This is a genomic window from Streptomyces sp. NPDC001493 (genome assembly GCF_053597235.1).
The window spans coordinates 161,369-185,483 of sequence record NZ_JBSFHV010000005.1 but is presented as its reverse complement, the minus strand read 5'-3'; the positions used below and the strand labels follow the sequence as shown (position 1 = coordinate 185,483).

At 69.3% G+C, this 24,115-nt stretch carries 22 protein-coding genes and 1 pseudogene; 10 read left to right on the top strand and 13 right to left on the bottom strand.

What is annotated here, in order from left to right:
- Window positions 1-55: 55 nt before the first annotated feature.
- The 6 genes from ACWCWD_RS10310 to ACWCWD_RS10285 all read right to left on the bottom strand — a co-directional run bounded on the left by ACWCWD_RS10310 (window position 56) and on the right by ACWCWD_RS10285 (window position 7,669).
- Window positions 56-889, bottom strand: a complete 834-nt coding sequence (locus ACWCWD_RS10310; RefSeq protein ID WP_450771710.1) for a helix-turn-helix domain-containing protein — start codon at window positions 887-889, stop codon at window positions 56-58.
- Window positions 886-1,413, bottom strand: a complete 528-nt coding sequence (locus ACWCWD_RS10305; RefSeq protein ID WP_450771709.1) for a DUF6879 family protein — start codon at window positions 1,411-1,413, stop codon at window positions 886-888. Before ACWCWD_RS10305 ends, ACWCWD_RS10310 begins: the two co-directional genes overlap by 4 nt.
- Entirely contained in the window at window positions 1,397-1,588 is a 192-nt protein-coding gene (locus ACWCWD_RS10300) for a hypothetical protein (RefSeq protein WP_450771708.1), read from the bottom strand. The genes ACWCWD_RS10305 and ACWCWD_RS10300 overlap by 17 nt, the downstream gene beginning before the upstream one ends.
- A gap of 162 nt (window positions 1,589-1,750) precedes the next feature.
- Entirely contained in the window at window positions 1,751-2,686 is a 936-nt protein-coding gene (locus ACWCWD_RS10295; RefSeq protein WP_450771707.1) for a major capsid protein, read from the bottom strand.
- A gap of 2,380 nt (window positions 2,687-5,066) precedes the next feature.
- Window positions 5,067-5,174 (bottom strand): hypothetical protein, encoded by a 108-nt coding sequence (locus tag ACWCWD_RS10290; protein WP_450771705.1) that lies wholly within the window; start codon window positions 5,172-5,174, stop codon window positions 5,067-5,069.
- A 920-nt stretch (window positions 5,175-6,094) separates the two neighbouring features.
- Window positions 6,095-7,669, bottom strand: coding sequence for a recombinase family protein (locus ACWCWD_RS10285; RefSeq protein WP_450771703.1), 1,575 nt, complete (start codon window positions 7,667-7,669; stop codon window positions 6,095-6,097).
- 59 nt (window positions 7,670-7,728) lie between these two features.
- On the opposite strand from ACWCWD_RS10285, the pseudogene ACWCWD_RS10280 reads away from it, so the two are divergent.
- The 3 genes and pseudogenes from ACWCWD_RS10280 to ACWCWD_RS10270 all read left to right on the top strand — a co-directional run.
- A pseudogene (locus tag ACWCWD_RS10280) lies at window positions 7,729-8,130 on the top strand (SAM-dependent methyltransferase); the annotation flags it as partial.
- 230 nt (window positions 8,131-8,360) lie between these two features.
- Window positions 8,361-8,849, top strand: a complete 489-nt coding sequence (locus ACWCWD_RS10275; RefSeq protein WP_450771702.1) for a SigE family RNA polymerase sigma factor — start codon at window positions 8,361-8,363, stop codon at window positions 8,847-8,849.
- On the top strand, window positions 8,846-9,625 hold the full coding sequence (locus ACWCWD_RS10270; protein WP_450771701.1) for a hypothetical protein: 780 nt from the start codon (window positions 8,846-8,848) through the stop codon (window positions 9,623-9,625). Before ACWCWD_RS10275 ends, ACWCWD_RS10270 begins: the two co-directional genes overlap by 4 nt.
- 60 nt (window positions 9,626-9,685) lie before the next feature.
- On the opposite strand, the gene ACWCWD_RS10265 is transcribed toward ACWCWD_RS10270, so the two are convergent.
- From ACWCWD_RS10265 to ACWCWD_RS10255, 3 genes are read right to left on the bottom strand one after another with little or no spacing between them, the layout of a single operon-like run.
- On the bottom strand, window positions 9,686-10,447 hold the full coding sequence (locus ACWCWD_RS10265; protein ID WP_450771699.1) for an amino acid ABC transporter ATP-binding protein: 762 nt from the start codon (window positions 10,445-10,447) through the stop codon (window positions 9,686-9,688).
- Complete coding sequence (locus ACWCWD_RS10260; protein ID WP_450771698.1) at window positions 10,444-11,385, bottom strand: amino acid ABC transporter permease; 942 nt, start codon at window positions 11,383-11,385, stop codon at window positions 10,444-10,446. Before ACWCWD_RS10260 ends, ACWCWD_RS10265 begins: the two co-directional genes overlap by 4 nt.
- Before the next feature lie 29 nt (window positions 11,386-11,414).
- The gene (locus ACWCWD_RS10255) at window positions 11,415-12,356 is read right to left on the bottom strand and encodes an ABC transporter substrate-binding protein (RefSeq protein WP_450771697.1); all 942 of its coding nucleotides are present in this window, start codon (window positions 12,354-12,356) and stop codon (window positions 11,415-11,417) included.
- 554 nt (window positions 12,357-12,910) lie between these two features.
- Here ACWCWD_RS10255 and ACWCWD_RS10250 point away from each other — a divergent pair.
- Window positions 12,911-14,140, top strand: a complete 1,230-nt coding sequence (locus ACWCWD_RS10250) for an NAD(P)-dependent malic enzyme (RefSeq protein WP_450771696.1) — start codon at window positions 12,911-12,913, stop codon at window positions 14,138-14,140.
- Between the two features lie 79 nt (window positions 14,141-14,219).
- On the opposite strand, the gene ACWCWD_RS10245 is transcribed toward ACWCWD_RS10250, so the two are convergent.
- Both ACWCWD_RS10245 and ACWCWD_RS10240 read right to left on the bottom strand, forming a co-directional pair.
- On the bottom strand, window positions 14,220-15,272 hold the full coding sequence (locus tag ACWCWD_RS10245; RefSeq protein WP_450771929.1) for a family 2 encapsulin nanocompartment cargo protein polyprenyl transferase: 1,053 nt from the start codon (window positions 15,270-15,272) through the stop codon (window positions 14,220-14,222).
- A 217-nt stretch (window positions 15,273-15,489) separates the two neighbouring features.
- The gene (locus tag ACWCWD_RS10240) at window positions 15,490-16,896 is read right to left on the bottom strand and encodes a family 2B encapsulin nanocompartment shell protein (RefSeq protein WP_450771694.1); all 1,407 of its coding nucleotides are present in this window, start codon (window positions 16,894-16,896) and stop codon (window positions 15,490-15,492) included.
- Between the two features lie 180 nt (window positions 16,897-17,076).
- Here ACWCWD_RS10240 and ACWCWD_RS10235 point away from each other — a divergent pair, with 180 nt between their 5' ends.
- From ACWCWD_RS10235 to ACWCWD_RS10225, 3 genes are all read left to right on the top strand, one after another.
- Window positions 17,077-17,526 carry an Rrf2 family transcriptional regulator gene (locus ACWCWD_RS10235; RefSeq protein WP_450771692.1) on the top strand — a complete coding sequence of 150 codons (450 nt, stop codon included), beginning with the start codon at window positions 17,077-17,079 and terminating at the stop codon, window positions 17,524-17,526.
- 102 nt (window positions 17,527-17,628) lie between these two features.
- Window positions 17,629-18,831, top strand: a complete 1,203-nt coding sequence (locus ACWCWD_RS10230; RefSeq protein ID WP_450771690.1) for a globin domain-containing protein — start codon at window positions 17,629-17,631, stop codon at window positions 18,829-18,831.
- A gap of 166 nt (window positions 18,832-18,997) precedes the next feature.
- Window positions 18,998-19,900, top strand: a complete 903-nt coding sequence (locus tag ACWCWD_RS10225; protein WP_450771927.1) for a 1-aminocyclopropane-1-carboxylate deaminase/D-cysteine desulfhydrase — start codon at window positions 18,998-19,000, stop codon at window positions 19,898-19,900.
- Here the strand turns inward: ACWCWD_RS10225 and ACWCWD_RS10220 are convergent.
- Window positions 19,876-21,477 (bottom strand): Na+/H+ antiporter, encoded by a 1,602-nt coding sequence (locus tag ACWCWD_RS10220; RefSeq protein ID WP_450771688.1) that lies wholly within the window; start codon window positions 21,475-21,477, stop codon window positions 19,876-19,878. The two genes, ACWCWD_RS10225 and ACWCWD_RS10220, sit on opposite strands and share 25 nt — an antisense overlap.
- Window positions 21,478-21,512: 35 nt before the next feature.
- On the opposite strand from ACWCWD_RS10220, the gene ACWCWD_RS10215 reads away from it, so the two are divergent.
- From ACWCWD_RS10215 to ACWCWD_RS10205, 3 genes are all read left to right on the top strand, one after another.
- Window positions 21,513-21,773 (top strand): UBP-type zinc finger domain-containing protein, encoded by a 261-nt coding sequence (locus tag ACWCWD_RS10215; protein ID WP_450771686.1) that lies wholly within the window; start codon window positions 21,513-21,515, stop codon window positions 21,771-21,773.
- A gap of 289 nt (window positions 21,774-22,062) precedes the next feature.
- Entirely contained in the window at window positions 22,063-22,476 is a 414-nt protein-coding gene (locus ACWCWD_RS10210) for an ATP-binding protein (RefSeq protein ID WP_266708962.1), read from the top strand.
- A gap of 23 nt (window positions 22,477-22,499) precedes the next feature.
- Window positions 22,500-23,438 (top strand): RNA polymerase sigma factor SigF, encoded by a 939-nt coding sequence (locus ACWCWD_RS10205; RefSeq protein WP_450771684.1) that lies wholly within the window; start codon window positions 22,500-22,502, stop codon window positions 23,436-23,438.
- A 73-nt stretch (window positions 23,439-23,511) separates the two neighbouring features.
- On the opposite strand, the gene ACWCWD_RS10200 is transcribed toward ACWCWD_RS10205, so the two are convergent.
- Window positions 23,512-23,979, bottom strand: coding sequence for a hypothetical protein (locus ACWCWD_RS10200; protein WP_450771682.1), 468 nt, complete (start codon window positions 23,977-23,979; stop codon window positions 23,512-23,514).
- Window positions 23,980-24,115 lie beyond the last annotated feature (136 nt).

The following is a 24,115-nucleotide window of genomic DNA, read 5'->3' as shown; positions in this document are numbered from 1 at the left end:
TCCCTCCGTGCGTGACGTGCTGTGGTGCGATGCTCGCCCGCCGAAAGGACTGCCGCTAGAGCGTTTCCCGTTGCTGCAACAGGTCGTCCCGGACCGCTTCCAGGAGGTCTCGCATGGGATCACCGCTCAGGGCACCCTCAGCGAAACCGTCGAACTTCGCCACGTACAGGGCCACATCGCGGGGGTCTGTAACGACGATCTCCGCGTGTACGGTTTCCACGGTCACCGCCCGGTCGTCCCGGATGACGAACGCATGATTGGGTATGTCGTTCTGCCGACCGCTCAAGGGCACCACCCGCAGGTCAAGATGCGGCATTCGGGACAGGCTGATCAGCCGGTCAAGCTGTCCGGCCATGACCAGCGGAGGCACGATGAGCCACCGAAGCACGGGTTCGGTGATGACAAAGCACATTTGCTTGTCCTCTTCGTACAACACCGCCTGCCGTTCCAGCCGTGCGCTTACCGTTTCTCTCACGACCTCCACACTCAGATCGTCATGCCGGGACAGGATGGCTCGCATGTACTCGGGAGTCTGGAGCAGTCCCGGCACCAGAGCGGGCTGGAAAAGTCGTAGAAGCTTCATTTGGGCGTCGATGCCCTTGAGTTGCCGTTGTGCCTTGTGCAACCCGGCGCGCTGGATCAACCTCCACGCTGTCGCCTCAGTCGCCGCCGCACGGGCGACATCCATGTATTCGGACTTCACATCCTCCGATACGCCGATGGCGGTAAGAATGCGTTCCACGTCGTCGGCGTGGGGGCTGAGCTTTCCAGTCTCGATCTTGCTGAGCTTGCTTGCGGACATGACGGCGCCACGGGCCACCGCTTTGGCCTCCAGACCGGAAGCCTGTCGCAGAGCCCGCAGCGCTGCCCCCAACTCCGAGCGGTTCACTCTCCGTGCTTCGCCCACCAACGCGCGAACGGTACGGCTTGGCCAAGGGCCATGTCCCGGTAGCCGACGTACTCTTCCGCTCGACCGTCCGGCAATACGTCCGCCTGAAGGAAGGAACCGTCCGCTGCATAGCGCATGGACGCGGGCGTGCAGGCGTCGAACAGCCAGAAGTCACCCACGGACTCCGGCAGCGGGTTCGGCTGGTCGGTCACGTCCAAGATGAAGAACTCTTCGCCAGCCTTGGCATTGGTGCGGTATCCCCACCCCAGCTCAAACCTCAGGTAAGGGGTCAAAGGACGGGTCAACACGTGAACCCGGTACAAGCGCCGCCCCGAGCCAACGTAGCCCCGAACTTCCTCCAGCCAGTCAGCGTTGTAATCGTGCGGCTGGTCCTCGCCCCTCACGAATGCCTGATAGGCACCCGTACTCCCTGAGCGGCTGTAGTCATCCAGCGTTTCCAGCCTGAATGCTTCGCGCTCGAAGGTGTCGAACAGCTCCGCGAGAGACCTAGCCAAGCTGACCACCGAACGCCTTCACGATCAGGTCCAGCGGGATCTCCACCAACGTCTCGTGCGGAGGAACACTCAGCCCGTGGTCGGTGGGCGTCTCCCCCTGCACCAGGACCGTGCCCCGGTCAGTGGTGTAGATGGTGGGGCAGTCCCTCTTGTCACACGTCGTCGCCAACATCGTCACCTTCACGAGCGTTCCCTTCCCGTGGTCACTGGCCTGCCCGCTGATCATTCCGGGAGGGTGAGCCCACGGCAAGGGCCCGGACTTTCCTCAACGGGAAATCGGCCAACGAACGCAAAAAGTCCCCGCACTCACCCCCAACGAGGGGGCGAGCACGGGGATCTGGACGGATCAGCCGTTGAGAACGTTGGCCAGGCGAGCGGCAGCCCTGCCACCGAACATGGCGGTACCGCAGTAGAAGTCGATGCGGGTGCGATAGACGGGCTTGTCGTGGGTTTCGCCGAGGTCGGTGGCCTGCACACCACCGTTGGTGAGCCCGGTGACGCCCGCGTCCGCCTCAGAAGAGCCGAACCGAACCGCGTAGATGTCGCCGGTCTGCTTACCGTCAGCGCGCACAGTCAGAGGCAGCACATCGGTACCGTCAAGCTTCTGGCCGGCGTCCAGCATGGGAATCCCGTTCCACATCACAGCGCGCTTGCCAGCCATCTCGGCCGTCAGGAGTTCGGATCCGCCAAGCCGACGAAAACCGGATGCGACCTTTGCGCGAATATCCGCATTCATATACAGAGCGCCATTTACGCCATTAATGCCGCGAACTCGGGCCGTCAGACTGTCCAGCACGTCAAAGAATTCATATCCACTATCTACGGCTCCGAGACCTGCAGCATCGATGACCTGAGAACCGAAGAGCCGCTTTCGAAGCCCATCGAACCCCCTCGGGTTCACCGCTATGTCACCATTGAAGAACTGGTCGGAGAAGTGGACCGACGCCGCCTTGATCTTCATCGTTATCTGAACGGCACACTGATCATTCAGATCTCCGCGAGTCCGAGCAATGAATTTATCCACATCCGCATCACCACCAAGAATGGCGAGCGTCTCGATCTTCTGATTGAGCGTACCCGTGCTCTCGGGATAGGCCTCATTGACGGCGCGGAAGGAAACTCCAGGAAGGGTGGACTCCTCATTATATCGGTACGCGTTGCCCTCAACCTGTATCAGAGGGAGCCGGTCCAGGATGGGCGACTCTTCGACGAACGTCTCGATTACACCGCGCTGCAAATCATCCTGCGCGAGCTTGGCGGATTCAGCAAGAGTAAGCGACATAAAATCTCCAGCATTTCGTAGCGAACAGAAAGCGGGATCAAGGATTCGATCCCGCTCCGCAAAAACGGCTTAATTAACCATGCAAGTTTTTCCCCTCCCTGCCGATCTGGAGCGGGAGGAGAGGGGAGTACCCCCTGGTCGGGCTGCGCCCTATGTCCGAATTGGCTTCGCATTCGCGGCAGCCCAACCACCAGGTTGGCGTTTCGCGGTCTCGCGGTTGTGACACTGCGTGCACAGCGGACGGAGCCTGTTGAACGCGTCAGGATCGGCGACCCCTTGCGCCACCAGCTCACGCCGAGAGTGCGGGAAGTGGTCCGCCACCGTGGCCGTGCGACCGCACAGCAGACACCACGGATGCCGGTACAGGTACGCCTTACGGATGCGCTGCCACCGTGCGGTGTAGCCCCGTTCGTTGGACGTTCCGCGCTGTTGCTCGGCCTCGCGCCGATGCTTGGCACAGCGTCCTCCCGTGGTCAGCTCGGGGCACCCGGGGACAGAGCACGGGGGACGGGGCTTACGCGGCATAGGGGGCTCACCTCCTAATGGCGGGGGTACGGGCAGCCAATTCCCTACCCGCAGGTACGTGCTGTTCTAGGCGCATGGCAACGAACAAAGCACGCCCCGCACTCGAACTCCGCTGCGGTGGGCTGCACTTGACGATTCAGCGCGTCCCTGGATGGCTGGTGGCGGCCCTAGCTACGGCCACGGGAAGCGGTCTCGCTGCGTGGCTCACGAACCGGTAACCAGCTCGGGGCACCCGGGGACAGAGCACGGGGGACGGGGTCTACGCGGCACGGGGTACCTCCAAGGCAGAGGGGTTGTTCTGACGGTGCCCGTTGATGAATGCGCTGATGGGAGCGCTACAGGCGCAACGGTCGCGCAACGCTGTTGCGCTCCAGGCGCAACACCCCAAGGGGTAGTACGCAACACACAGAAGCACGTAGACATAGGGGCATGGCACCCAAGACAGAACCCGGTCCCGATGTCGAACTGCACATCCGTGGGCTGCACTTAACGATTCAGCGCATCCCCGGATGGCTGGTGGCTGGACTCGCCACGGCCGCCGGAAGCGGGCTCGCAGCGTGGCTCACGTCGCGGTGAACGCCCCGGTCGGCGTGGGACAGCAATGGGCGCAGACCTGCACCCCAGAATTTGATTAACACAGAGTAGCCAAGTGGTGACACACCATCTATTTGGGGGGCGTAAGCCTGATCGATAGGGGCTAGAGCCAAACCAGAGCCTCGGCAGGCACGATGTGCAGACTGCCGGAACATGCGGACCCCAACCACACCGAGAGTCGGAGGTATCGAACTCCGCAGCAATGAAGTCCACGTGAGCGTCCGGCCAGAGCGTCAGCGCTCGGCGATACGATCATTCCCGAGGATCGAACTATGAGAGAGATGGCAAGTTGACAGACACCGATCCACCCGAGCGCACTGGTCTCGGCCTATACGGGGTCGGGGTCAAATCGGTCATAGCCACAAACATGCTGAGCGTGGGGGTTGACCTCACCCCGCTTGAACAGCGCGTCGCAGCCAGGCTCTACGGCCCGACATCTCAGGTCGCACTCGCCCCGTTTTCTTGCCCTAGGTGCGGCGAAGACCCGCTCACGGACACTGATTGCGCCCTCTGCGGGGGCGACCCGGCTGTCGGGTACGTCACTGCGCTGCAACTCGCGGGCAGGCTAAGGCGAGGCCGAGAGTCTGAGGGCGAGGAAGCAAGGTCCGCAAAAGATCGTCTGCGGCAGACGGTAGACGCGCTACGCAACGCAAGTAGCGAGAACGCACAGACCCTCGTCGCCGAGTTTCTGGCTGCCCTGGCGGAGCTTCTTGCCTACAGGGTGAGCTATGCACGTCGTAGCCGCCTCTTGCTCCTCGCAGCCATTCCGAGACCACCGCAGAACTGCCCCGCCTGGATACCAACGCCAATCGATATCTCCCCACGGGTCACGCCACGTGGCCCCAACTTCGCCTTCCCTGTGAGTAACCACCGGGGCGGGCACTACCGCAGCACGCTGGGGAGCGTCGTACTAGCTGCGTAGACGGCTCGCCGACCATGCACGGTCGGAAGGTTCAAGATTATGTTTTCCCTGCCGGACTCGGCCCCGTGGTGGGCTGTCTTGGCCGTTGTTGTCCTCGGCATCGTCGTGTTCGGGGTTCATAGTTTCGTCCGCGCTGTCTGGCCGCAATCGTCCGCCCACCGCAAAGAACTGTTGCGGGAGTGGCAGCGACAGCGAGAGCAGGAGAAAAGACGTCACCGAGGGGAGATCGACACCCGGGAATGAGGCGCACCGGGGCGGGAGCTTGCTCGGTTCCCGCCCCAGCAGGGCACTGCGGGTGAGGGGCAGCGGCATGTTGCCTATCCGGTCGCCCAAGCTCCGTCACGCGGCAGCCCCGAACTCCGTTGCAGGTTTCAGCTGGTGGCAGTCGTGGCATAGAACCTGAACGTTCGCGTCGGTGTCGCCACCGACAAGAGCGAGCGGCTTCACGTGGTCGACATCGGCCGCGGACGCGGAAAACGTATCGGTGCACCAGTCGCACCAGGCCGAACCGCGTTCGGCTACTCGTCGCCGGAGCCGTCCCGCACTGTATCTGCGGTCCCGCCCGTCGCCGGCTCCGGGAACGCCGGGCACGGACTCTGCCGCGTCCCTCGTACGCCCCGTGGTGAGCCTCGCAGCGGCCTCGATGTGCAGGCTCGGTGCAGTCGATACAGCGCATGTGTACTCCTGGGGTGTCGCCCTGGCCGTCGTTGTTGAGTGCCCGCCCTCGGACTCGAACCGGGGAACTCTGCCGGACTTGAACCGGCGCACCTCTAGCCGTTGGGTCAGCGGGCGTGTGCTGGTCCGCGCCGACGCGGAGCCGGTCGCGGTGCGGACCGCACGCCCCGTTCGGCGACCCGAGGGCCGGTTACTGGTGGGCAGTACGGTCCCCGCGCTCTGCCTCACGACCACTGCGGCCCCGGGTGGGGTGCGTGCTGCACGGGCAGAGCATCAAGGAGAGAGACAGGCACTCGGTCCCCCCACGGTCGGTGGAGCGGGGGGCGGGGTAGTCCTGGTCTCTCTTCCGGAAGTAGTAGGGACGGAAGGTTTCCCGCACCCCGGTGCGTCCTGCCTGGCCTACCTGCTTCCGAGAGGAGTAGGGACGGAGGGGTTCCCGCCGTCCGGTCCTCGGTGGCGCAGTGACGACCGGTGCCACTGTTCGGCTTCTTACTACTTTTTCTATGTGTTTCTAAAAAACCAGGTAGAACCGTCACTCCACCTCTATTGAACCTCTCTTCGCTCCGCTGTTGCCGGTCTGACCGGCGGCCCTCGGTGGGGCAGGCCCGGGAAGGGCGCTGCGTGCATGTGCAGGCAGCAAAGAGCCCCGGCAGTCACGTGACTGCCGGGGCTCCATGGACTGCTACAAACCGTCAGGCGCTGGCGTCCTCAAGTTCGCTCAACGCCGACTCCTCCGCGTGTTCCTTCGCAGCTCGACGATTCGCGGCCTGCTGCTCCGGGTCGAGTCCGGACGCCCGGAAACGGTGCTTCGCGTCTCTTGGGTGCAGCTCGATCCGCACGTCGAACTCCATCAGAATCTCCCGGCGGCCCACATCGTCGGGGGCGGAGGTCCAGTCCTGTTCCACCGTCCGGCCGATCGGTACCCACCGCATTCCCGCCGGACGTTCCGGCAGTTGCTCCAGTTCGGCGATCTCCCGCGTCATTCGGGCGTACTCGGTCCGGAACCACTCGGTGTCCGCTTCCGACTCGTACAGCCCCGCCTGGCGGTCACCTCGGAGCCGTGTGCGGTCCGCCTCGATCTCCGCGATACGCGCCGCGTAACCGGTGCCGGGATCAAACTCCTTGCGGCGGATGTCGTGCCATCCGTACTCGGCGAGGAACCAGTCGGTTACCAACTTGTTCAACACCGGGATGGACATCGTCGGCGCGGGCTTGCAGTGGGCCGATGCCGGGATGCCTCGAACCCTCGCCGTGCAGCCGTACGCGTTGTTCTGATTGTGGCGGGAGGCCACCCACAGCCGCTGTCCACAGGTGCCGCAGAAGGTGAGACCCGAGAGCAGGTGTATGCCCTTCGGCGCGCGCACTCCCGTCCACTTGGCTGCCGTCTTGGCGATCAGCGCGTCCCGAGTCGCGTGGTCCCACAGAGGTGGGGCGATGCGGACCGCGTGACCGTCCGAACCGATGACAGGCCGTTCGTTGTGGATGAGGTACCCCAAGGACGCCTCGCTGATCAGCATGCGCTTGATGGCCTTCGCGTTCCACAGAGTGCCTTTGGGCTTCCGCCCGTACATCACCGAGCGGTGGTCGGCCGGTGACAGCACTCCCGCCCGGTTGAGCCTGGCAGCCTCGGTGTGGACGGTGACAGTGCCCGTCTCGTCGGCGAGGATGCGTTCCGCCACGTCCCGGATGATCAGTGCGGCCACCGGGTCGAGCTCCACGTGATCGACCTTGGCAGCCGGGTGCAGTCGGACGAACTGGTACCCGTAGCGGTTCTTCTGCTTGGGCTGTCCCGCACTGCGCGCACGCTTGGTCTCGTCCCGGTTTCGCTTCTGGATGGCCCGCAACTCCATCTGGGCGCCGAACGACTCCATGGAGAGGCGCATCTCGTCGGCGGGGTCGTCCAGGTCCCACGGTCCCTCGTGGCCGTGCGTGATCAGCAGTCGGCCCGACTCGTGGATGGCGTAGGCGGTGTTCAGTACGTCCCTCTGGTTACGGCCGATCCGATCGACCGCAGAGCCGGCGATCCCGTTGTACGGCCCCATTTCGTCCCGCAGCCACGGCCCGAGATTCGGGCGCATCATGGGGTCTGTGGCTCCCGAGATCTCCCAGTCGTCGGCCCAGGCGATGACGTGGCCGCCCACGGCCGCGACAGCACGCAGCACGTGGTCGGCCTGCTTCTCAGGGCTGTTGGTCGAGTCCTTGAAGCGAGAGAGGCGACGTACCCCCACCAGGCACTTTCCGCACCCGTCGTACTCACTCGTGATCATACGATCCATTTTGCGCGATCCTGCTTCCCGCACGCACGTGCGTTTTACGGGACTTCCCGACGGCCACCGCGCTCCACTGGTTCCACCGCGAGCCGCTCACCGCGCTCTACGGGCAGCTCGCCGAAGTGGTGCGGGAGGGCGGGGTGTTCATGAACGCCGACCACATGACCGACGCGTCCACGCCCCGTATCAACGCCGCCGAACGCGCCCACCGGCACGCTGGGATGGACCGGGTCAAAGCGGCGGGCGCGCTCGACTGGGCCGAGTGGTGGGGCGAGGCGGCGAAGGACCCGGCGCTCGCCGGACCGACCGCCGAGCGGTTCGCGATCTACGGCGAGCACGCCGACGGGGAGGCCCCCTCGGCGGACTGGCACGCCCGTACGCTGCGCGCGTCCGGCTTCGGCGAGGCGCGGACGGTCTGGGCCTCGCCCTCCGACGCGGTGGTGCTGGCGCTGAAGTGACGGGGCGGGGCGGCAGGCGGGCGGCGGGGGCGGTGCGGAGAGGGTTCCGTACCGCCCCCGCCGTCGTATCCCGGCACTGAAGACAGCCCGGGAAGCGCCCCGGCACGGAAGGCGCCCCGGCACCGCACATTCCTCCGATCCGTTCGCGTCCGACCGCAACCTCCGTCGCGGTCCGGCGCACTGGAAGGGGTGAGACGGTCCGCGCCCGCGGGCCTGGAGAGGGGCGGGGAATGCGGACGGACGAGGATGCCGCGCTGCACGCCTTCGTGGAGGGCCGACGCACCGCGCTGTTCCGCAGCGCCTATCTGCTGTGCGGCGACCGGCACGAGGCGGAGGACCTGGTGCAGACGGCACTCGTGAAGGTGGTGATCGGCGGCCGGCGGCACGGGCGGCTCGACAACATCGAGGCGTACGCGCGCAAGACGCTGGTCAACACCTTCATCGCGTCCCGCCGCAGGTTCTGGCGGCGGGAGCAGCCCTTCGGCGAACTGCCCGACCGCGCGGGGGGCCAGGAGGACAGCGACACCAGCCTCCAGGTACGGGCGGCACTCGCCCGGCTCACGGCCAAGCAGCGCACGGTGCTGGTTCTCCGCTACTGGGAGGACCTGAGCGTCGAGGCCACGGCGGACCTGCTCGGAATGCGGCAGAACACGGTCAAGAGCCACGCGGCTCGGGGATTGGCGGCGCTGCGCGCCGGGATGACGGAGGAATTGGTGTGAGTGACGACGTGAAGAACTTGCTGGAGCGGGCCGCGGCGGACGCCGGCCGGCCGGTGCTGTCGACGGAGGCGGTGTACGCGGGCGCGGCCCGGGTGCGGTTCCGCCGGCGGGCGGCGGTCTCGTGCGCGGCCCTCGCGGTGGTGGCGGCCGGGGTGGTCGGCATCCCCCGGCTGAACCAGGACACCGCCACCCCGCTGGAACGGGTCTCGGTCGCGGCGTCCGCCACTTCCGGTACGGACAAGGCGGGCCGGGTCTCCGCGCTGCTGCCGGCGGGGGTCGGCAGGCTGGAGGAGGTCTCGTTCGTGGTGCTCATCAAGCACGTGAAGCCGAGCGAGGACACGAGGCACTTCATCGGTCCGCTGGACGGGGACTACGCGGTTCACAAGGACGGCGGGGTCGGCTACCTCTCGTTCGAGATCAGGAGTGCGAAGGAGATCGCCGCGAAGAGCGGCGGCGGCGTGCCGCTCGCCGAGCAGGACCTGTGCAAGGCCAACGGCAAGGAGCGGAAGCGCGCCGACTGCGTGCGCGAGGTGCTGCCGGACGGGCGTGTCCTCACCACCTGGAGCGACACGATGGACTACGGGGAGGGGACGCCCCAGTGGGGTCCGGAGATCGACGGGCAGCTGATCCTCAAGGACGGCAGCGCGCTGATGCTCCGTTCCAGCACCGGGTTCGAGGCCGAGGGGGGGCAGGGCCCGCTGCTGAAGTCGCCGCCGCTGAACAGCGACCAGGTCCGTGAGCTGATGCAGCGTCCGGAGCTGCTGCCGAAGAAGTGACTGTGCGCGCCTTCGGGGCGGTGGACCGGAAGGTCTCCACCGCCCCGAAGGTGCGTCCGCCTACAGCACCTTGGAGAGGAACGCCTGCGTCCGCTCGTGCTGCGGGTTCGTCAGCACTTCTCTCGGGTGGCCGGACTCGACGACCACGCCGTCGTCCATGAAGACGAGCGCGTCGCCGACCTCGCGTGCGAAGCCCATCTCGTGGGTGACGACGATCATCGTCATGCCGTCTTCGGCCAGTCCCCGCATGACGTCCAGGACGTCACCGACCAGCTCCGGGTCGAGCGCCGAGGTGGGCTCGTCGAAGAGCATCAGCTTCGGTTCCATGGCCAGGGCGCGGGCGATGGCCACGCGCTGCTGCTGTCCGCCGGAGAGCTGCGAGGGGAAGTTGCCGGCCTTGTCCGCCAGGCCGACCCGGTCGAGCAGCCGCTCCGCGCGTTCGCGGGCCTCGGCGCGGGGCAGGCCCAGCACCTGTACCGGGGCTTCCATGACGTTCTCGATGGCCGTCATGTGCGGGAACAGGTTGAAGCGCTGGAAGACCATGCCGATGTCCCGGCGCCGCAGGGCGACTTCGCGGTCCCTGAGCTCGTACAGCCGGCCGTCGTGCTCGCGGTAGCCGACGAGTTCGCCGTCGACGGAGAGCCGTCCGGCGTTGATCTTCTCGAGGTGGTTGATGCACCGCAGGAAGGTCGACTTGCCGGAGCCGGACGGTCCGATCAGGCAGAAGACCTCCCCGGGGGCGACCTCCAGGTCGATGCCCTTGAGGACGTGCGCGGCGCCGTAGGACTTGTGGACGCCCTCGGCCTTCACCATGGCGGTCATGCGATGCCTCCCTTGGGACGGCTCAGGGACAGCACGTTGGCCTTGACCCTCTGGAACGGGGTGGGCGGGAGGCTGCGGCTCGATCCGCGGGCGAAGTGGCGCTCCAGGTAGTACTGGCCGATGCTCAGCACCGAGGTCGCCACCATGTACCAGGCCGCCGCGAGGAAGAGCATCTCCACGGTGGCACCGGAGGTCTGGGAGACGTCCTGGGTGGAGCGCAGCAGTTCGCCGTACTGGACGGCGACGGCGAGCGAGGAGGTCTTGAGCATGTTGATGACCTCGTTGCCCGTGGGCGGCACGATGACGCGCATCGCCTGCGGGACGACGATCCGGCTCAGCGTCCTGCCGTGGGTCATGCCCAGTGCGTGCGCCGCCTCGGTCTGGCCCTCGTCGACGGACTGGAGGCCGGCGCGGCAGATCTCCGCCATGTACGCGGCCTCGTTGAGCCCGAGGCCGAGCAGCGCGCAGAGGAACGGGGTCATGAAGGACGACCACTCGTCCTTGTAGATCGGCCCGAGGTCGATGTACTTGAAGACGAGGCCGAGGTTGAACCAGACGAGCAGCTGTACGTAGACCGGGGTGCCGCGGAAGAACCAGATGTAGCCCCAGGCGACGGACGAGGTCACCGGGTTCTTGGAGAGCCGCATCACCGCGAGCACGACGCCGAGGACGATGCCGATCACCATGGCCAGCAGGGTGATGACGACGGTGTTCCTGACGCCTTCGAGGATCTGGTCGTTGAAGAAGTAGTCCGGTATCGCGCCCCAGTTGATGTCGCCCTGGGAGAAGGCGTAGACGAGGGAGGCGAGGAGGCCGAGGACCACGATCGCGGCGACGTACCGGCCGTAGTGGCGTACCGGGACGGCCCTGATCGGCTCGGGCCCGGCAGCCGGAGCCGGCGGGGTGTCCGCGGGCTCCGTCTTGTCGATGTCAGTCACTGTTGTTGCCTTTCAGCGCCGGAACCCGGTCAGGATCCGCCGTTGATCTTGGCCTCGGTGACCGCGCCCGCGTCCACGCCCCACTTGGTGATGACCTTCTGGTACGTGCCGTCCTTGATGATCGCGTCCAGGGCCGACTGGATGGCCTTGGTGAGCTGGTCGTTGCCCTTGGCGACGGCGATGCCGTACGGGGCCGCCTCGACCTGCTCGCCGACGATCTGGAAGTCCTTGCCGCCGCCCGAGGTCTTGACCACGTAGGCGGCGACCGGGAAGTCGGAGGATCCGGCGTCGGCGCCACCGGCACGCAGCCGGGTCTGGGCCTCCAGGTCGGTGTCGAACGCCTCGATGGAGATCTGGCCCTTGGCGCCGCACTTGGCGTTCTCGGCCTTGGCGAGGTCGTGGGAGACGGTGCCGCGCTGGACGACCAGCTTCTTGCCGCAGAGGTCCGCCCAGGTGACGATGCCCTTGTCGTCGCCCTTCCTGGTGTAGATGGAGACGCCGGCGGTGAAGTAGTCGACGAAGTCGACGCCTTCGCCGACCTTCTTGTTCGTCTCGGGGTCGATGCCTTCCTGGCGGTTCTTGGAGTCGGTCATCGCCGACATGGCCAGGTCGTAGCGCTTGGAACGCAGGCCCGTGAGCAGGGTGTCGAAGGTGCCGTTCTGGAAGACGAACTTCACCCCGAGCTGCTTGCCCATCGCGTCGGCGAGGTCGGGGTCGATACCGATGGTCTTGCCGTCCTCGCCCTTGAACTCGACCGGCGCGTAGGCGATGTCGGAGCCGACCTTGATCTCGCCCTTCTCCCGGATCGACTTGGGCAGCAGGTCGACGAGCGGGGCGGAGGAGTCCGCCTTGTCCGAGGAGCCGGTCTGGTCACCGCAGCCGGTCAGGATCAGCGCGCCGGCGACCGCGAGGGAGCCCACCGCGGCCAGACGGGACATGGCGGGCGTACAGCGAATGGTGCGAGCGGTCATGGTCGGAGTCCTCCGGCGGTGAGGGAGTGTCAAAAAAAGAGGGCATATGAACGTATCTTCGAGTCCCGACACCCCGTGCGATTAGGGCATCCTGCCATCCGGAATAGCCCATTCAGGGGTCCAGCCATGTCAAAATCGGGTAACGGGCGACCCCCGAATCCCCAGAGGCCCGCCGAGCCGAACCGGACCATCTGTGGGAATTTCACCGTGAGACCGGAGAATCTCCGGAACGGCCGGATCGGCCCGACGACTCGTGTGCCGTACAACGGATTTGACGCCGAGCGCGTCCGCCGTACGGACTTGTCACACCATTCGCCCATGAAGCACGCCACCGGGTCGAAAGAGACTCGTGCGCGGCGGGCCCGGTCCGGTAAGAAAGACCTTTACACCCCTCATCCGGGGACCAGGACGCGTGTGCGGCGCGTCCGCGCGTACGAACGCTCCCTGCCGAGGCGGTCCAACCGCCGGCGCGGGGACGTACGCGGTGCCCACCCACCCCTCCTCGACCAGGAGCGGCAACCCTCAGACGATGAAGACTTAAGGGGTCAGACAGCATGGCAGCGGAGATCGTCAATCCTCTCAACCACAGCACCGCCGGCAGCCGGGCCGGAGAGTCGAACGCGGCCGACGAGCCCTTCGATCCGGCCTTCGCGCTCCACCGCGGCGGGAAGATGGCCGTGCAGGCCACCGTGCCGATCCGCGACAGGGACGACCTGTCCCTCGCCTACACGCCGGGCGTCGCCAAGGTGTGCAGCGCCATCGCGGAGAACCCGGAGCTCGTCCACGACTACACCTGGAAGTCGCAGGTCGTGGCGGTCGTCACGGACGGCACCGCCGTCCTCGGTCTCGGGGACATCGGCCCCGAGGCGTCCCTCCCGGTGATGGAGGGCAAGGCCATCCTCTTCAAGCAGTTCGGCGGTGTGGACGCGGTGCCGATCGCGCTCGCCACCACCGACACGGACGAGATCGTGGAGACCGTGGTCCGGCTCGCGCCCTCCTTCGGCGGGGTCAACCTGGAGGACATCTCGGCGCCCCGCTGCTTCGAGATCGAGCGCAGGCTCCAGGAGCGGCTGGACATCCCGGTCTTCCACGACGACCAGCACGGCACCGCCGTGGTGACGCTGGCGGCCCTGCGGAACGCGGCGAAGCTCTCCGGCCGGACCCTGGGCGACCTGCGCGGGGTCATCTCCGGTGCGGGCGCAGCGGGTGTCGCCATCGCGAAGTTCCTGCTGGAGGCGGGCATCGGCGACATCGCCGTCGCCGACCGCAAGGGCATCGTCAGCCGGGACCGCGAGGACCTCAGCGAGGTCAAGCGGGAGATCGCCGACCTCACCAACAAGGCGGGCATCTCCGGCCCGTTGGAGGACGCGCTGGCCGGCGCGGACGTCTTCATCGGTGTCTCCGGCGGTACGGTCCCCGAGCCGGCCGTCGCCTCGATGGCGCCGGGCGCGTACGTCTTCGCCATGGCCAACCCGAACCCCGAGGTCCACCCGGACATCGCGCACAAGTACGCGTCGGTCGTGGCCACCGGGCGTTCGGACTACCCGAACCAGATCAACAACGTGCTGGCCTTCCCCGGCATCTTCGCCGGCGCGCTCCAGGTCCGGGCCTCCCGGATCACCGAGGGCATGAAGATCGCCGCGGCGAACGCGCTGGCCGACGTGGTCGGCGACGAGCTGGCCGCGGACTACGTCATCCCGTCGCCGTTCGACGAGCGGGTGGCCCCGGCGGTGACGGCCGCGGTCGCCGCCGCCGCGCGCGCCGAGGGCGTCGCCCGGCGCTGACGCCCGTCGACACCGCATACGTACGAAGCCCCGCTCTCCCGCATGACGGGGAGCGGGGCTTCGTACGTACCCGGGTCGCTCAGTGGCTGCGGCGGGTGACGAACTCCGCGAGGGAGAGCAGGTCCCCGGCCGCCGCCAGGTCGGGGACCGCCCGGGACAGGTGGTGGACCGCCCGGGCCATCCGGTCGGCCGCCGTGGCCTGCGCCCAGTCGCGCCCGCCGGCCCGCTCCACGGCGTCGGCGGCCCGGCGCACCTCCTCCGGTGCGCCGAGGGGGCCTTCGTAGAGCGCGGCGAGGTCGGCGGCCGCCGGGGTCCCCGAGGTGAGCGCGGCCACCACGGGCAGGGACTTCTTGTGGGCGGTGAGGTCGGCGCCGACCGGTTTGCCGGTGCGTGCCTGATCGCCCCAGATGCCGATCAGGTCGTCGATGAGCTGGAAGGAGAGCCCCGACTCCCGGCCGAAGCCGTCCATCGCGCCCACCGACCGGTCCGAGGCGCCCGCGTAGAGGGCGCCGACCGCGCAGGCGCAGCCGAGCAGGGCACCGGTCTTGGCCATCGCCATGGTGAGGCACTCGTCGAGGGTGACCTCCCGGGGGCCGCGCTCCTCGAAGGCGCAGTCGGCCTGCTGGCCGGCGCAGAGCTCGATGACGCAGGCGGTGAGCCGCGCGGTGGCGGGGCCCGAGGCGGGGTGGTCGTCGTCGGCGAGCAGGCGCAGGGCGAGGGCGAGCATGGCGTCGCCGGTGATGACGGCGTCCGGGACGCCGAAGACCGCCCAGGCGGTGGGCCGGTGGCGCCGGGTGGCGTCCTCGTCGATGACGTCGTCGTGGAGCAGGGTGAAGTTGTGCACGAGTTCGACGGCCACGGCGGCGCGCACCGCGCGTTCCGGGTCGCCGCCCAGTGCGCGGACCGCCGCCAGCACCAGGGCGGGTCTGATGGCCTTGCCGGCCGGGCTCTGGGAGGGGCCTGCCTCGTTGCCCTCGGCATCGGCCCAGCCGAAGTGGTACATCGCCACCCGGCGCATCCCGCCGGGCAGCGACGCCACCGCGGCGCGCAGGTGCGGGTCGACGACGGCCCGGGTCCGCTCCAGGAGCGCGGCGGCCTCGAAGCCCTCGGTCGCGGCGTCCGTACTCGTCATGGTCACGGTCACTCCCTCTGTCGCTCTGTCGCCGGTGAACCCCCGGTCCGGTTCTTTCCCGGGCCGGGGGTGCGGGGTCGTACGCGCGGTGCGGTGGCGCGGGCACGGGCGAGGGCGCGTCTTCACACACGCGGCGGACGGCGGCGTGAAGACGCGCCCCGGGGCCCCGGCAACCGCCCTTGGTCGGTGTCCGGCTCCGGGGCCCCCGCGCGGGGCGTCAGTGCCAGCGGCTGACCTCCACGTTCTCCAGGACCCCGAGGGCGTCCGGGACGAGGACGGCGGCGGAGTAGTAGGCCGTGACCAGGTAGGAGATGATCGCCTGCTCGTCGATGCCCATGAAGCGGACGGAGAGGCTCGGCTCGATCTCGTCCGGGATGCCGGTCTGGTGGAGGCCGATGACGCCCTGTTCGGCCTCGCCGGTCCTCATGCAGATGATGGAGGTGGTGCGGGCCTCGGTGACCGGGATCTTGTTCGACGGGAAGATCGGCACCCCGCGCCAGGCCGGCACGTGGTGGCCGCCGACGTCCACGCTCTCCGGGACGAGTCCGCGCCGGTTGCACTCGCGGCCGAAGGCCGCGATGGCGCGGGGGTGGGCGAGGAAGAGCTTCGATCCGCGCCGCCGGGAGAGGAGTTCGTCCATGTCGTCGGGGCTGGGCACCCCGTCGTGCGGCTGGAGCCGCTGGCCGTAGTCGCAGTTGTTGAGGAGGCCGAACTCCCGGTTGTTGATGAGCTCGTGCTCCTGGCGTTCGCGGAGCGCCTCGACCGTGAGCCGCAACTGCTGCTCGGTCTGGTTCATCGGCTGGTTGTACAGGTCCGCGACGCGGCTGTGCACCTTCAGTACGGTCTGGGCGACGCTGAGTTCGTACTCGCGGGGCGCCGCGTCGTAGTCCACGAAGGTGTGCGGGACGACGGCTTCGCCGACGTGTCCCGCGGAGAGGTCGATCGCCGCCTCGCCGAAGTTGTTGGTCCGCTGCTGCGGGATGGCGAGCAGCCCGGCGAGGTGGTCGCGGAGGGTGTGGACCCGCTCGGCGAGGTTGAGCACGTCGGCGCGGCTCAGGGTCAGCAGGGTGCAGGCGGTGGCCGCGCGGGTGGTGAACTCCCACTGCGCGTCGCCCTCCACCAGGGAGTGGTCGCCGAAGTAGGAGCCGTCCGCGAGGACTCCGAGGACGGTCTCGTCCCCGTAGGGGCCCGTGCCGATCTTCTCGACCCGGCCGTGCGCCAGCAGGTAGACCCGGTCCGCCGCGTCCCCCGAGGCCGCGATGACCTCCCCGGCGGCCACGTTGCGCTGCTCGCAGCGGCGGGCCAGCTCGGCGAGCGCCTCCTCGTCCGCGTAGTCGCGGAGCGCGGGCAGTTCGCCGAGCTCCGCGGGGATGACGGCGACCCGGTCGCCGGTCTGCACGAAGGTCACCCGTCCGTCTCCGACCGAGTAGCTGAGCCGACGGTTCACCCGGTACGTGCCGCCCTGCACCTGCACCCACGGCAGCGTCTTCAGCAGCCACCGGGAGGTGATTTCCTGCATCTGCGGCGCGGACTTGGTGGTCGTCGCGAGGTTCCTCGCAGCGGCCGTGCCGAGACTCTGCTGCGGCGTGCCCTGCGTGTCGCGAACCTCTTCACCAACGGACATCTGACGGGTCCTCTCGATCATGGGCTGAGCTGCGCGAAGAAGCCTTTCAGCACGGAGTGTCGCTACGCCATTACACAAAAGAGTGCGACTAAACGTGCTTCGATCTGGGCAGTGGGGCCGGACGGCGCCTGCCGCGTTCGATAATTTGCATCTCGGATACCAGTTATCTACGGTGCCCTCATGCGGCTGACGAGATTCACCGACGTGGCGCTGCGGGTCCTGATGCGCCTCGCCGTCGTCGAGAACGGCGAGGCTCCGACCACCCGGGAGGTGGCGGCGGTCATGCGCGTGCCGTACACCCACACCGCCAAGGTGGTCGCCCGGCTCCAGCACCTCGGCCTGGTCGAGGCGCGCCGGGGACGCGGCGGCGGGCTCGCCCTCACCGGGGCCGGCCGCACCGCCTCGGTCGGCGGCGTCGTCCGCGAACTCGAAGGCGCCGGCGACGTCGTGGAGTGCGAGGGGGACACCCCCTGCCCGCTGCTCGCCGCCTGCCGGCTGCGTGGCGCCCTGCGCCGGGCCCAGGAGGCCTTCTTCGCGGAGCTGGACCCGATCACCGTCACCGAGCTCGTCGCCTCGCCCACCGGGCCCCTGCTCGTCGGCATCGGCGCGACCCGCGCCGGCACCGGCTGAACCCCACCGCACCGCCGGGTGCGCGCCCCACGGGCCGTACCGGGCGCACGCGTCCCGAAAAATGCGCATCTCAGATACCAATTCAACATCCGAGGAGTCCCGATGCTCTCCGAGTCGTCGACCGCCACCGTCCGCGCCACCCTCCCCGCCGTCGGCGCCGCCATCGGGGACATCGCCGATCTCTTCTACCGGAAGCTCTTCGCCGCCCACCCCGAGCTGCTGAGGGACCTCTTCAACCGGGGCAATCAGGCCGCCGCGACCCAGCAGCGCGCCCTCGCCGGCTCGGTCGCCGCCTTCGCGACGATGCTGGTCGAGCACCCGGACACCCGGCCCGACGTGATGCTGGGCCGGATCGCCCACAAGCACGCCTCCCTCGGCGTGACGGCCGCGCAGTACGAGGTGGTGCACACCCACCTCTTCGCCGCCATCGCGGAGGTGCTGGGCGACGCGGTCACCCCCGAGGTCGCCGCCGCCTGGGACGAGGTCTACTGGCTGATGGCCAACGCCCTGATCGCCGCCGAGGACCGGCTCTACGCGGAACGCGGCGTCGCCGCGGGCCAGGTCTGGCAGGAGTGGGAGGTGGCCGGGCGCACCGCGGAGACCGCCGACGCCACCACCTTCCGGCTCCGCCCCGCCGACGGCTCCCCGGCCCCGGCCTTCCGGCCCGGCCAGTACGTCTCCGTACAGGTCGAACTCCCGGACGGCGCGCGCCAGATACGCCAGTACAGCCTCTCCGGTGCCCCGGACTCCGCGCTGCGTTCGATCACCGTCAAGCGGGTCCACGGCGGCGACGGGCCGGACGGCGAGGTCTCGGCGCACCTGCACGCGCACGTCCGCCCCGGCGACCGGCTGCGCGTCTCGCTGCCGTACGGGGACCTGACCCTCGGCGCGTCCGTCGGCGCCGCCCCGCTGCTGCTCGCCTCGGCGGGGATCGGCTGCACCCCGATGCTGTCGTTCCTGGAGCACCTCGCGGCCACCGGCCACGATGCCCCGGTCACCGTGGTGCACGGCGACCGGTCCCCCGCCGACCACGCCCTGCGGCTCGACCACGCGCGGCTGACCGCCGCTCTCAAGGGCGGTACCGCCCACTTCTGGTACGAGCACCCCGAGGCCGGCCACCCCGCCGGGCGCACCGGGTTGGTCGACCTCGGCGACCTGGCCGTCGCCCCCGGCACCCACGCCTACCTCTGCGGCCCGCTGCCCTTCATGCGCGCCGTGCGGACCCAGCTGCTGGCGAAGGGCGTCCCGGCGGCGGACATCCACTACGAGGTGTTCGGGCCCGACCTCTGGCTCGCCCAGGACTGACCCGCGCGGACCGGGGCGGGGGGACGGCGGCGACACTGGAGGGGTGAGCCCGACCGACCCCGCCGCCCCCGCCCATCGCCCCACCGCCCCTGCCCCTCGCCCGGCCGCACCGGACCCCGGCCGTGGCACGGCCGCCCCGGACCCCGCGTCCGTACTCCGCCCCCGGCTGCCCTCCCCGCTGGTGGAGGTGGCCGACGGGCGGTTCGCCCGGCACGGGGTGACGCTGCTGCTCAAGCGGGACGACCTGATCCACCCGGACCTGCCGGGCAACAAGTGGCGCAAGCTGGCGCCCAATCTCGCGGACCTCGACGGGCGCCCGGTGCTGACCTTCGGCGGGGCGTACTCGAACCATCTGCGGGCGACCGCCGCCGCCGGGCGGCTGCTGGGCTTCGCCACCGTCGGAGTGGTACGCGGCGATGAACTCGCCGGGCGCCCGCTGAACCCCTCGCTCGCCCGGTGCGCGGCCGACGGGATGCGGCTGCACTTCGTGGACCGGGGGACGTACCGCGCGAAGGACGATCCCCGGGTGCTGGCGGCGCTGCTGGACCGCTTCGGGGACGCGCGGGTCATTCCGGAGGGCGGCAGCAACGCGCGGGCCGCACAGGGCTGTACGGAGCTCGGACGCGAGCTGCGGGGGCGTACCGGGGTCGCGGCCGTGGCCTGCGGCACCGGCGGCACCCTGGCGGGCCTGGCGGCCGGCCTGGACCCGGATCAACGGGCTCTCGGCGTCGCGGTGCTGCGCGGCGGCTTCCTCACCGACGCGGTGCGCGGCCTCCAGCGCGAGGCCTTCGGCGGTCCGGCCGGGCGGTGGTCGGTGGAGGACCGCTTCGCGTTCGGCGGGTACGCCCGTACGACCCCGGAACTCCACGCCTTCGCCGACGACTTCGAGGACCGGCACGGGCTGCCGGTCGAGCGGATCTACGTGGCGAAGCTGCTGTACGCGCTGGTCCGGCTGGCCGGGGAGGGCGCGTTCGCCCCGGGCTCCCGGGTGACCGCGGTGATCACCGGGCGCCCGGAACCGGCCGCCGAGGAGGGCGCCGCCGGTCAGTCGGGGTCCGACTCCCGGTAGGCGGCGGCCTCTTCGAGGTCGAGGCGGCGCAGCAGGGTGCGCAGCATCTCGTCGTCGATGCGGCGGTCGTCGCGGAGGCGTACGAAGACCTCGCGCTCGGCCTCGATCATGTCGCGGGAGAGCCGGCGGTAGGTGTCGTCGGCGGACTCGCCGGTGAGCGGGTTGGCGGCGCCGAGGCGCTCCCAGACGGCGTTGCGGCGGCGCTCCATGACCGTGCGCAGCCGGTCCGCGAGGGGGCCGGGGAGGCTGTTGCGCTCGTCCGCGAGGAGCTCGTCCAGCCGCTGTTCGGCCGCCGTCGAGGCCTCGCTCTGGGCCTGCGCCTCGGCGAGGGTCTGGGTCTGCGGGTCGGGGCCGGGCAGCTTCAGCAGGCGGACCAGCAGCGGCAGCGAGAGCCCCTGGATGACCAGGGTGCCGATGACGGTGGTGAAGGTCAGGAAGAGCACCAGGTTGCGGGCGGGGAAGTGCTCGCCGTCGTCGGTGAAGTACGGGATGGAGAAGGCGATGGCGAGCGAGACGACCCCGCGCATCCCGGCCCAGCCGACGATCAGCGGGGAGGTCCAGTTGGTCTCCGGCTCGCGTTCCCTGATGCGGGAGGAGAGCAGGCGGGGCAGGTAGGTGGAGGGGTAGACCCAGAGGAAGCGGACGACGACGACGGCGAAGAAGACCGCGACGGCGTACCGGACGGCGTCCCACACGGCGTAGGCGCCCAGGCCCCGCAGCACGAAGGGCATCTGGAGCCCGATGAGGGCGAAGACGGCGGATTCCAGCACGAAGGCCACCATCTTCCAGACGGCGGCCTCCTGGAGCCGGGTGGCGAAGTCGACCTGCCAGGAGCGGTGTCCGAGGTAGAGGGCGACGACGACCACGGCGAGCACTCCGGAGGCGTGCACCCGCTCGGCCGCCGCGTAGGCGACGAAGGGGATCAGCAGGGAGAGGGTGTTCTGGAGCAGCGCCTCCTTGAGGTGGGTGCGCAGCCAGTGCAGCGGGACCATCAGCAGGAGGCCGACGAGGATGCCGCCGACCGAGGCGAGCAGGAACTCCCACACCCCTTCGCCCCAGCTCATCCCGGAGCCCACGGCGGCGGCCAGGGCCACCTTGTAGGCGGTGATCGCGGTGGCGTCGTTCACCAGGGACTCGCCCTGGAGGATGGTGGTGACCCGGGCCGGCAGGCCGACCCGGCGCGCGATGGCGGCGGCGGTCACGGCGTCGGGCGGGGCGACGACCGCGCCGAGCACCAGGGCCGCGGGCAACGGCAGGTCCGGCACCAGGAGATAGGCGAGCCAGCCGACCGCGAGCGTGGCGAAGAGGACGTACCCGACCGACAGCAGCGCGACGGGCCGGGCATTGGCCCGCAGGTCCAGGTAGGAGCTGTCCACGGCGGCGGTGTACAGCAGGGGCGGCAGCAGCAGCGGCAGCACGATGTGCGCGTCGAGCGTGTACGGGGGCACCCCCGGCAGGTAGGCGGCCAGCAGTCCTACGGCCACCAGCAGCAGCGGGGCGGGCACCGGGGTGCGCCGCGCGGCTCCGGCTACCGCCGCACTGGCCGCGACCAGTGCGACCAGGGGCAATGCGTCCATCGGTCGGTCCTCACATCCGTCGTAACCTGGCCATCATGAGTGAGTGCCCGCACGTATTCGAATTGCCCCGCCCCGAGCCCACCCCGCTCAGTGACACCTGCGTGGAGTGCCGGGACGCCGGAACACACCCGGTGCAGCTGCGTCTCTGCCTGACCTGCGGGCACGTCGGCTGCTGCGATTCGTCACCGCTCAGGCACGGAACGGGACACGCCCGGGAGAGCGGGCACCCCGTGGTGCGGAGCTTCGAGCCGGGCGAGAGCTGGCGCTGGTGCTACGAGGACGGTTCGATCGTCTGACGTCTGGGTACGTCAAACCGGCGCCGGTTCTTCGGAATTGGGCGACGCCGAACTCCGGCACCCGTGCCCGCGCGGTCCGTCCACCCCACGGGCTGACAACTCCGGTCGCAACAGTAGCGACTGTCAGCATCTCCGTGCTTACCATGTGTGACCCCCACCGGTTGGGCTCGCGGCGACACGGCATCATGGATCGCGATAGCGTCGCCCCGACCGAGAACCGACGACCGACCGAACGGTTCCGGACCTGTTCCGGAACCTCGAACGAGTTTGTGCCACCTTGGAGGTGAGGGTGTCCCAGATCGCAGGCGAACCCGGGAACCAGGACTTCGTGGAGGTCCGGCTGCCCGCTGCGGGTGCCTACCTGTCGGTGCTGCGTACGGCCACGGCCGGCCTCGCGGCGCGCTTGGACTTCACTCTCGACGAGATCGAGGACCTCCGCATCGCGGTCGACGAGGCCTGCGCGATCCTGCTCCAGCAGGCCGTGCCGGGATCCGTCCTCAGCTGCGTGTTCCGGCTCGTGGACGACTCCCTCGAAGTGACCGTGTCGGCCCCGACCACGGACGGCCGGGCACCGGAGCGCGACACCTTCGCGTGGACGGTGCTCGCCGCGCTGGCGGGCAAGGTCGAATCCACGGTCGCCGACGACCGGACGGTCAGCATCAGCCTCCACAAACAACGCGGCGCGGGACCCGGGCCGGCGTGAGCGACGGGAACGGGGACGGTGCTGTGCGGGACGATTCGATCCGACCAGGGGCGGCGCACCCCAACGCCGTCCCGGAGCAACAGGCCCGGCCGCACCCGGTGGACGGGGCGGACGGGACGGGCGGTGCGGGCGAGCCCAGGATTGTCGCGGCCGCGGCGGAGCAGGCGGAGCGGGCGGGCCAGATGAGCGAGCACGGGCATCACGATCCCAACGACCGCAGCGCGGCTCGGGCGCTCTTCGTCGTGCTCCGGGAACTGCCGGACGGTTCGCCGGAGAAGGCCGAACTGCGCAACCGGCTGGTCCGGATGCATCTGCCGCTGGTGGAGCATCTGGCACGCCGGTTCCGCAACCGGGGCGAGCCGCTGGACGACCTCACACAGGTCGCCACGATCGGCCTGATCAAGTCGGTGGACCGGTTCGATCCGGACCGGGGCGTGGAGTTCTCCACGTACGCGACACCGACCGTCGTCGGGGAGATCAAGCGCCATTTCCGGGACAAGGGCTGGGCGGTGCGGGTGCCGCGCCGCCTCCAGGAGCTGCGGCTCTCGCTGACCACGGCGACCGCCGAGCTCTCCCAGCAGCACGGCCGCTCGCCGACCGTGCACGAGCTGGCGGAGCGGCTCGGCATCTCCGAGGAGGAGGTGCTGGAGGGGCTGGAATCGGCCAATGCCTACAGCACCCTCTCGCTGGACGTGCCGGACACGGACGACGAGTCGCCGGCCGTCGCGGACACGCTGGGCTCGGAGGACGAGGCGCTGGAGGGCGTCGAGTACCGCGAGTCCCTGAAACCGCTGCTGGAGGGGCTGCCGCCGCGCGAGAAGCGGATCCTGCTGCTGCGGTTCTTCGGCAACATGACCCAGTCGCAGATCGCGCAGGAGGTCGGCATCTCCCAGATGCACGTCTCCCGGCTGCTGGCCCGCACGCTGGCCCAGCTGCGGGAGCGGCTGCTCGTGGAGGAGTGACGGCATGACGAAGGGCCCCGGAGACCGCGACGGTCTCCGGGGCCCTTCGTCGTGCGTCGCTCGGTGACGGCCCTCAGTCGGCCTCCGGGCGCGCCCCCCGGGTGATGCCCAGCTCCCGGGTGGTCGCCGGGTTGAAGACCAGGACCAGTGCGGTGATCACGACGGCGGCGAGCACGATCCCGGTGGGGATCAGCGCGCCCTGGGACTTGAGCAGCGTGTAGGCGACGGGCACGCCCATGAGCTGCGTGATGAGCGTGGGGCCCCGGCCCCAGCTGCGGCGCAGCAGCAGTCCGCGGGCGCCCGCGAGCGGGATGAGGCCGAGCGCGATCAGGGTGGCTCCGCCCGTCACCGCCTGCGTGGGGCTCTCCGGCCGTCCGAGCAGCCCCATCACCAGCATGTAGATCCCGCCGACGACGAGGGCCGCCCCTTCGAGGGCGGTGAGCGCGGCGAGGGCCTCGATGCGCCCCGGCTTCCCGGTCCGCTTCCCGGGCGCGGCCGCGGGCGCGGGAGACGGGGAGGGCGTGTTCGCTTGAGTACTCACGCCAGCCAGGTTGGCATCCCCGCGCCCGGAAAGCGAAGCCGGGGGCCGGTGCGCCGCTTCCCGGCACGACCGGTCACGCCGGGTGACCGGAGTACGGACGGTCACGCTGAGTGAAGGCTCGGGGGAGGGACTGCTG

What these genes read in the sequence shown, in the direction of transcription:
- ACWCWD_RS10245 (WP_450771929.1), bottom strand. Translation starts at nt 15,272, where the DNA reads ATGACGAGTACGGACGCCGCGACCGAGGGCTTCGAGGCCGCCGCGCTC.
- ACWCWD_RS10235 (WP_450771692.1), top strand. Translation starts at nt 17,077, where the DNA reads ATGCGGCTGACGAGATTCACCGACGTGGCGCTGCGGGTCCTGATGCGC.
- ACWCWD_RS10285 (WP_450771703.1), bottom strand. Translation starts at nt 7,669, where the DNA reads ATGATCACGAGTGAGTACGACGGGTGCGGAAAGTGCCTGGTGGGGGTA.
- ACWCWD_RS10215 (WP_450771686.1), top strand. Translation starts at nt 21,513, where the DNA reads ATGAGTGAGTGCCCGCACGTATTCGAATTGCCCCGCCCCGAGCCCACC.
- ACWCWD_RS10275 (WP_450771702.1), top strand. Translation starts at nt 8,361, where the DNA reads ATGCGGACGGACGAGGATGCCGCGCTGCACGCCTTCGTGGAGGGCCGA.
- ACWCWD_RS10230 (WP_450771690.1), top strand. Translation starts at nt 17,629, where the DNA reads ATGCTCTCCGAGTCGTCGACCGCCACCGTCCGCGCCACCCTCCCCGCC.
- ACWCWD_RS10250 (WP_450771696.1), top strand. Translation starts at nt 12,911, where the DNA reads ATGGCAGCGGAGATCGTCAATCCTCTCAACCACAGCACCGCCGGCAGC.
- ACWCWD_RS10255 (WP_450771697.1), bottom strand. Translation starts at nt 12,356, where the DNA reads ATGACCGCTCGCACCATTCGCTGTACGCCCGCCATGTCCCGTCTGGCC.
- ACWCWD_RS10220 (WP_450771688.1), bottom strand. Translation starts at nt 21,477, where the DNA reads ATGGACGCATTGCCCCTGGTCGCACTGGTCGCGGCCAGTGCGGCGGTA.
- ACWCWD_RS10265 (WP_450771699.1), bottom strand. Translation starts at nt 10,447, where the DNA reads ATGACCGCCATGGTGAAGGCCGAGGGCGTCCACAAGTCCTACGGCGCC.
- ACWCWD_RS10295 (WP_450771707.1), bottom strand. Translation starts at nt 2,686, where the DNA reads ATGTCGCTTACTCTTGCTGAATCCGCCAAGCTCGCGCAGGATGATTTG.
- ACWCWD_RS10240 (WP_450771694.1), bottom strand. Translation starts at nt 16,896, where the DNA reads ATGTCCGTTGGTGAAGAGGTTCGCGACACGCAGGGCACGCCGCAGCAG.